Origin of the sequence: Halanaerobium sp. ST460_2HS_T2, from assembly GCF_003337665.1 — a bacterium.
Lineage (GTDB): Bacteria > Bacillota > Halanaerobiia > Halanaerobiales > Halanaerobiaceae > Halanaerobium > Halanaerobium kushneri.
The window spans coordinates 97,774-104,266 of record NZ_QPJF01000010.1 but is presented as its reverse complement, the minus strand read 5'-3'; the positions used below and the strand labels follow the sequence as shown (position 1 = coordinate 104,266).

Annotated in this window: 8 protein-coding genes; all 8 read right to left on the bottom strand. The window is 34.5% G+C overall.

What is annotated here, in order from left to right; all coding sequences use genetic code 11:
* Positions 1 to 427: 427 nt before the first annotated feature.
* Positions 428 to 679, bottom strand: a complete 252-nt coding sequence (locus DFR80_RS06535) for a hypothetical protein (protein WP_114489515.1) — start codon at positions 677 to 679, stop codon at positions 428 to 430.
* Positions 680 to 737: 58 nt separating this feature from the next.
* Positions 738 to 977: a hypothetical protein gene (locus tag DFR80_RS06530; RefSeq protein ID WP_114489514.1), complete on the bottom strand. Its 240-nt coding sequence runs from the start codon at positions 975 to 977 to the stop codon at positions 738 to 740.
* 77 nt (positions 978 to 1,054) lie between these two features.
* The gene (locus DFR80_RS06525) at positions 1,055 to 1,489 is read right to left on the bottom strand and encodes a hypothetical protein (RefSeq protein ID WP_114489513.1); all 435 of its coding nucleotides are present in this window, start codon (positions 1,487 to 1,489) and stop codon (positions 1,055 to 1,057) included.
* A gap of 15 nt (positions 1,490 to 1,504) precedes the next feature.
* On the bottom strand, positions 1,505 to 2,083 hold the full coding sequence (locus DFR80_RS06520; RefSeq protein WP_147270175.1) for a hypothetical protein: 579 nt from the start codon (positions 2,081 to 2,083) through the stop codon (positions 1,505 to 1,507).
* An 87-nt stretch (positions 2,084 to 2,170) separates the two neighbouring features.
* Entirely contained in the window at positions 2,171 to 3,568 is a 1,398-nt protein-coding gene (gene fliD, locus DFR80_RS06515; RefSeq protein WP_114489511.1) for a flagellar filament capping protein FliD, read from the bottom strand.
* Positions 3,569 to 3,584: 16 nt separating this feature from the next.
* The gene (locus DFR80_RS06510) at positions 3,585 to 3,956 is read right to left on the bottom strand and encodes a flagellar protein FlaG (RefSeq protein ID WP_114489510.1); all 372 of its coding nucleotides are present in this window, start codon (positions 3,954 to 3,956) and stop codon (positions 3,585 to 3,587) included.
* Positions 3,957 to 4,043: 87 nt separating this feature from the next.
* Positions 4,044 to 5,405 (bottom strand): flagellin, encoded by a 1,362-nt coding sequence (locus DFR80_RS15525; protein WP_114489509.1) that lies wholly within the window; start codon positions 5,403 to 5,405, stop codon positions 4,044 to 4,046.
* 183 nt (positions 5,406 to 5,588) lie between these two features.
* A complete protein-coding gene (gene flgL / locus DFR80_RS06500) occupies positions 5,589 to 6,482 on the bottom strand; it encodes a flagellar hook-associated protein FlgL (RefSeq protein WP_114489508.1) in 894 nt (297 codons plus the stop codon).
* Positions 6,483 to 6,493 lie beyond the last annotated feature (11 nt).

Here is a 6,493-nt window from a genome sequence, read left to right as displayed (position 1 = left end):
AATCTATTTTAAGAGTTTCTAAGAACAATTTATCCACAATTTTGCCTGTTGATAACTTTAAGTTTTTGCTATTTTAAAAAATGGGGAAACTCCTTATTATAATTATATCATACATATGTTTTATATGAAAGAAAACCACCTGTTAGTGGTTGATTTTTTTAATATTAAAAATTTTAATTTTCAATTGGATACTGGCAAACGTCTTCACTGCTATTACAGACATTTACTGCTTGAACTGCAAGTTGTGAATCAGACTATTGTAAGTATTGAAAGCTGCTAGATTAGTATTAATAATAAATTCAACACCCTGTCCCGTTAGTTACATATGTTTTTTTTATTATTTCAGCCACATCTAAGCCTTCCTTCTATATTTTTATAATAAAATTACCAGCTAAACTAATAGCTGGTATAATTTATTTGAGCTCTTTTAATTACTTATCTTCATCTTAAGATAGTTAAAATATTCCTGCAGCTCTTCTTTCTCTAAAGTTGTTAAATCTTCATCCCTTATTTTTACTGCTGTAGCCCTCATGTTTCTCAGGTTCATTTCTATTTCAGCAAGTTTTCTTCTCTTGCTTATTACTTCTGCTCTTTTATCTTTAGCAGTTTTTAGTTTAGAGTTTATTTCTTTTTTTAATTTCTTTATTATTTTAAGCAGCTTACCTATTTTTATTTGCATTTTATCAGTCCTAATTACTTATGCTTTAACTTCTAAAATCTTTAATAAAGAAATTATTTTATTGCTGATCATAATCTATTACATTACTAATAATAAATTTATCTTCTCTGATGTATTTGCGAATCAGTTTCTCCTCAACACCTGTTTCTTTATGAATTTTTTTAACTGTAGAATTAGGATTATCCCAGAGAAAATCTTTTATTTTTCTCAGCTTATGCTGGTTTTCCTCCTGGCACTCATCACAGAGGCCGGATGGATTTTTAGTTAATGACTCACAGATATAGCAGTTTGTAACCAACTTTATGTCCTCCATCATTCAATCTGTTTTTATTATCATATATATTATTTTATCTAAATTAAGTAGAATATTAAGAACTAACCCTGCTCATCCAGAACATGTTCTTCCTTCTTATCCTCAGCATAGATAAAGCGATCTGAGCCAGAGGCAGTCATTTTAACACTAACCTTACCGATTCCAAATTCTTCGTTAACCTGCTGCTGAATGACAGCCTGAATCTCTGTTAGATTATATTCTCCCGGATCAATTTTCAGCGCCCGATTGCGGTTATTGTGGTTAATAAAAAAGATATTATTGCTGTTGTTGATCTTAATCGGTCTTTTAATCGCATCAGAATCTGCAAAGTCTTCCAAGTCATAGGTAACTTTTTCTGTCGGCTGTGATCTGGTGAATCTGTCACCTTTTAGATCCTGCGTATTCTGATTTTTTGTCTCGTTGATCTTATTTAGTTGATTGACAATCACATTCTTAATTTGATTTAAGATAGAATTAGTATTATCTACAACAGACATTTTTAGTCACCTCTCTTAGTTTTCTTCCAGCAACTCTTGATTAAAGGCACTCATTTTATCCAGATATTCTATCATCTCTAATTCCAGTAAATCAGCAAGATAGTCAAAGTCTTCATTCTGCAGAGCAACCATAGCTCTGTTTAAAGCCTGAGTAAAATTATTTAAAGTTTCATTGCCTTTATCCTTTAGTTCCTGCTTATCTATTAAGGAAATTATACCATTGATTACCTCGAGATACCACTCTATTCCTTCCAGAGTTTTATCCAAAAGATTAGCTGTTTCTTCTACCTGTTCTTCCTTAAACTTGGCAGCTGAGTTATTTAGGGCATTTTTTAGCTTTGGTAGATAGTCTTCTGCCTGGGTTAGTGTTTCTTCTATTAGTACTGAAACTTTTTTTGTTTCAAATTTGATTGTATCAATTCTTTCTAGATCAAGTTCATTTTCCTGAAAGTAAGCTAAAGAAACATCGACTTCATCCAGATAGATGGTATCTATAATTTCTCTTTCCATTTTTGTATCTATAAGTTCTAAAATCTCTTCTTTAGCTGTCATTTCTGTATCTTCGATTAGTTTATCATTCAAATATATATTCATAAAATTTCCTTCCCTAAAAACAATTAAAGGAGACCGGCATCTATTCAATTCACCAATCTCCTCAAAAATTAATTATCACTATCATATTTACATCATACTGCTTACAGTAGATCCTCCCATACTCTGAAGTTGACTCATCATCCAGCTCTGCTGACTCTGCATTTCTGAAATAGCTTCTTCCATAGCAGAAAACTGATCAACATATCGCTGACGGGTCATCTCTACTTTTCGCTGCACATCTTCTATATCATCATTCAAGCCATCTATCCTGGTATCATAGAAGTCAAGTCTTCTTGGGATCAGACCAGTATTGGACTGCATCAATTGGTCAAGATAACTGTCCATTCTGACAGCCATTCCGTCATAGCCATCAGAATCACTTTCAGCATTAAAGATAGACATTACCTCTTCTGGAGAATCTTCAAGAGCTTCAGTAAATTTGGCACTATCAAAGCTCATTACTCCATCTCTGTCGATTTCTATACCTACAGAAGTTAGAGTATTATAGTCACCACTATCTTTTACTTTAGAAGTAACAAGTTCTCTTAAGCGCATCTGTAAGCGCATCGCAGTACTATCACCCTGTAAAACAGCACTTTTTTCTGTTTCTTCATCATAGTCCGTCTTACCGTCCAGAAAGCTCATTGCACTGTTGTACTGATCTACAAAAGCCTGAACTGCTTTAGTAGCTTTACCAGTATCTTTAGCTACCGAGACAGTAGCAGAACTATCAACAGCTGCATTGGGATCAATATTAAAGGTAACACCCTCTACAGCATCAGAGAATTCATTGTTAGAACTTGTAATCCCTGTAATTCCATTAATCTCAATCTCTGCATCTGAAGCCTGCTGTGGTTCATTAACTATTTCTCCACTGGCATTAAGAACACCCAATTCTTGCAGAATACCGCTGTTATCTGATATTGTTGCTCCACCAGTATCTGCAGTATCTTTTAGAGCATTATTAACTCCAGTTTCTGAAGCTTCTAAAACAAGCCTATCATCTACTATTGAAGCTTTTACACCAGCTTCAGCATCATTTATTTTATTACTGATATCATTAAATGTATCTCCTGAATTTACAGCAATATCAGTTCCTTTGATAGTAATCGTATCGTCAGCAGACGCTGTATAATCATCTGCTAATTTACTACCAAAAATTCTCTGTGCTTTAGCTGTACTTCTAACAGTAATATCATAATTAGCCTCTATAGAGGAGTTACTCGCAGTTGCTGTAACTACCTCTTCATCACTACTGTTTGCAGTTCTAGAATTGTAAGTTGCAGAAAGTTTTAGATCTGTTATTCTATTTTCTAACTTATCTAACCTGCTGTTAACATCTCTCCAGGCTCCCTTAGTCTGTTCTAATTCAGATATTTCCTGCTGGTAATTATAGATTGGGCGCTGCTCTAGTTGAACTAATTGATCAATTATTGATGCCGTATCCATACCGGTGGCTAATCCACCAAGACTTAAATCACTCATTTATAACACCTTCTTCCTAAACCGTCTCATCTATTAAAATGCCTACCATTTCATGAATTCGAGCTTGTAAATCAAGCATTTCTTCTGGTGGTAGTTCTTTAATTACTTCATCTGTATTTAAATCGACTACCTTAACCATCATTTTTTCTGTATCTTCATGAATTTGAAAGGAAAGTCCTTCTTTTACTTTATCTACTATTTCGTTTACATCTTTAACTGATTCTCTGACTTCATCTTCAAGGTCTTGCTCGGAGTATTCCTGTTTTTCTCGAAGAGATTCAGGCTTGCGCTCACTATTATCATTTCTATTAACTCTAGTGCTTTGATTATTGCTGTTATTATTATGAATCTGACGGTTGGAAAGAGATTCCACACTATCTACTCTCATAATAGCTTCCACCCTTTCTTAAAAAATAAGCCAGCCGGAAAACCGGCCGGCTTTATTGTTATTGTATATTTAGTTCTCCTCAAGAAATTAACCGAGTAACTGAAGTACTCCCTGTGGTAACTGATTAGCTTGAGCCATCATTGCTGTACCAGCCTGACTTAAGATCTGAGACTTAGTAAAGCTCATCATTTCTTTAGCCATATCTACATCAGAGATTCTAGATTCAGCAGCTGTTAAGTTTTCTTCAGATGTGTTCAGATTGTTGATTGTATGATCTAATCTGTTCTGAACAGCACCTAATTTAGATCTTTCAGCGGAAACATTTTTAATTGCATCATCTATAGTTGATATTGCCGCATCTGCATCTTCTTGTGTAGTTAGATCTAAATTATTAACATTTAACGCTGATGAAGACATATCATTAATAGCAACTTTAGTGCTTTGTCCTTCATTTGACCCTATTTGAAAGCTAACTGCTTCATTAGTAACTGCAACTGTATCAGTACCAGCCACTAAATCTCCACTAACCTTAATATCTAGTCCAGCGCTAGTTGAAATAGTGCTATCACTTAGACCAGCAGAAAGTCCAGTTTCATTACTAACATTTCCCTCTGGATCAGTTACACTTACATCAGCAGAAACTGTTGTGTCAAAGGTAGCAGTACCAGCAGTACCATCATAAGTGTTTTGAATTGTGAATCCACCTATTGCTTGTGCACTACCACTACCTGAAGAAAGGTCGACTCCAGATAATGTATTTATTGTATTACCATCTGAGTCTTTTAATGCAACATCAGCACTTGTAGCTGCACCACTAAACTCAAGTGAATAGCTACCAGCATCTACATCTGTACCTGTTATTGAAATATCTCCAGAAGCAACGCTAGTACCACCAGCATTATAATTAGCAGCAGCTGTAACAGTTACATTGCTAACATCAACTGTGTAATCTCCACTTTCGATAGAAGCGTCATTAACTTCAACACCTTCTGCTCCAGAATTATTAGTACTAATAGCAGCAGAAGCTCCAATTGAACCATTTAATAATTTTTTTGTATTAAATTCAGTATCAGAAGATATTCTATTCAACTCTGAAGTTAACTGATCAACTTCTTTTTGTATCTCTGCTCTATCATCAGCAGTATTAGTGTCATTAGAAGATTGTACTGCAAGTTCTCTCATTCTCTGTAAGATAGAATGAGATTCTTTTAAAGCACCCTCAGCAGTCTGAATCATTGAAATACCATCCTGTGCATTTCGCTGAGCCATTGCTAAACCTCTAGTCTGAGATTTCATCTTCTCACTGATTGCAAGACCTGCAGCATCATCAGAAGCACCATTAATTCTCTTACCTGAAGACAATCTCTGTAAAGACTTCTGTAAGTTACCCTGTGTGTTTTTTAGCTGGTTGTATGAATTCAACGCAGCAATGTTTGTGTTAATTCTCATTATTTATTCCTCCTTGAAATTTTGTGTTGTTACTGGCATCCTTGCCAGATGTTCTAATTTATTTTGGTTATATAAGCACCTCCGCAGCAACACTTCGGCCGATAGTGTTGCCAGCAACGGTGTTTTAGTAACCATTACAACTATGGTAAAATTTCAACCATAGTTATAAAAGTAACTAAAAATTTACCTAATAAAATCTACTAAAGACTGCTGCATAATTCTTGAACCAGAGGCTAAAGAAGCTCTGTAAACTGTTTCTTCCATTTTGAGTTCAGTAATTACCTCCGCTAAATCAGCATCTTCATTTTTTGATTTTAAACTCCTAAGGTGAACTTCATTTGCATTCAATCGATCAATAATATTTCCTGTCCGCTGAAGTTTCCCTCCGACTTCGGATCTCAGTTCAGCATATTTATTGATTGATGCATCCATTTCAGATAAGTTATTACCTAGATCTTCACCTGAAACATTTTGATCTTCTAATTGATTATAAATCTTATTTAAATTTTCAATTTCATCTTTAAAGACTTCTTTTCCATTTAAATTAACATCCATCTCTACATTTTCATTTAATCTTCTACTGACAGTATTAGTATCTCCCTGGTACTTAACATAGTTATCTATACCACCATCTACAACTTCAAAAGGTTTTTCTTCCGTATTCTGACCGGAGAAAATATAACTGTCACCAAGTTTGGCATTGGAGATATCTATTAGTTCATCTCTTAATTGTTTCATCTCTTTAGCCACCATTTTTCTGTCATCAGGAGTCATTGAATCATTGGCAGCATAGATTGTTAACTCTCTTGCTCGCTGGATAACTTCTGTTCCACTTTTTAGAGCACTCTCACTTGTATTTAACCAGTTTTCCGCCTGATTAAGATTGCGCTGAAACTGAGAATTTCTATTTAGCTGTGATTTATAATTCATACTATCTGATACCTTAATTGGAGCATCAGATGGCATCTGGAACAACTTACCTGAACTTAACTGTTCATTTAAGTCATTTAAATCTCCCATATTATTTTTAAGATGATCTAACATGTTTCTAACCATCATTGAATTGGTAACTCTCATTGCTGTCAACT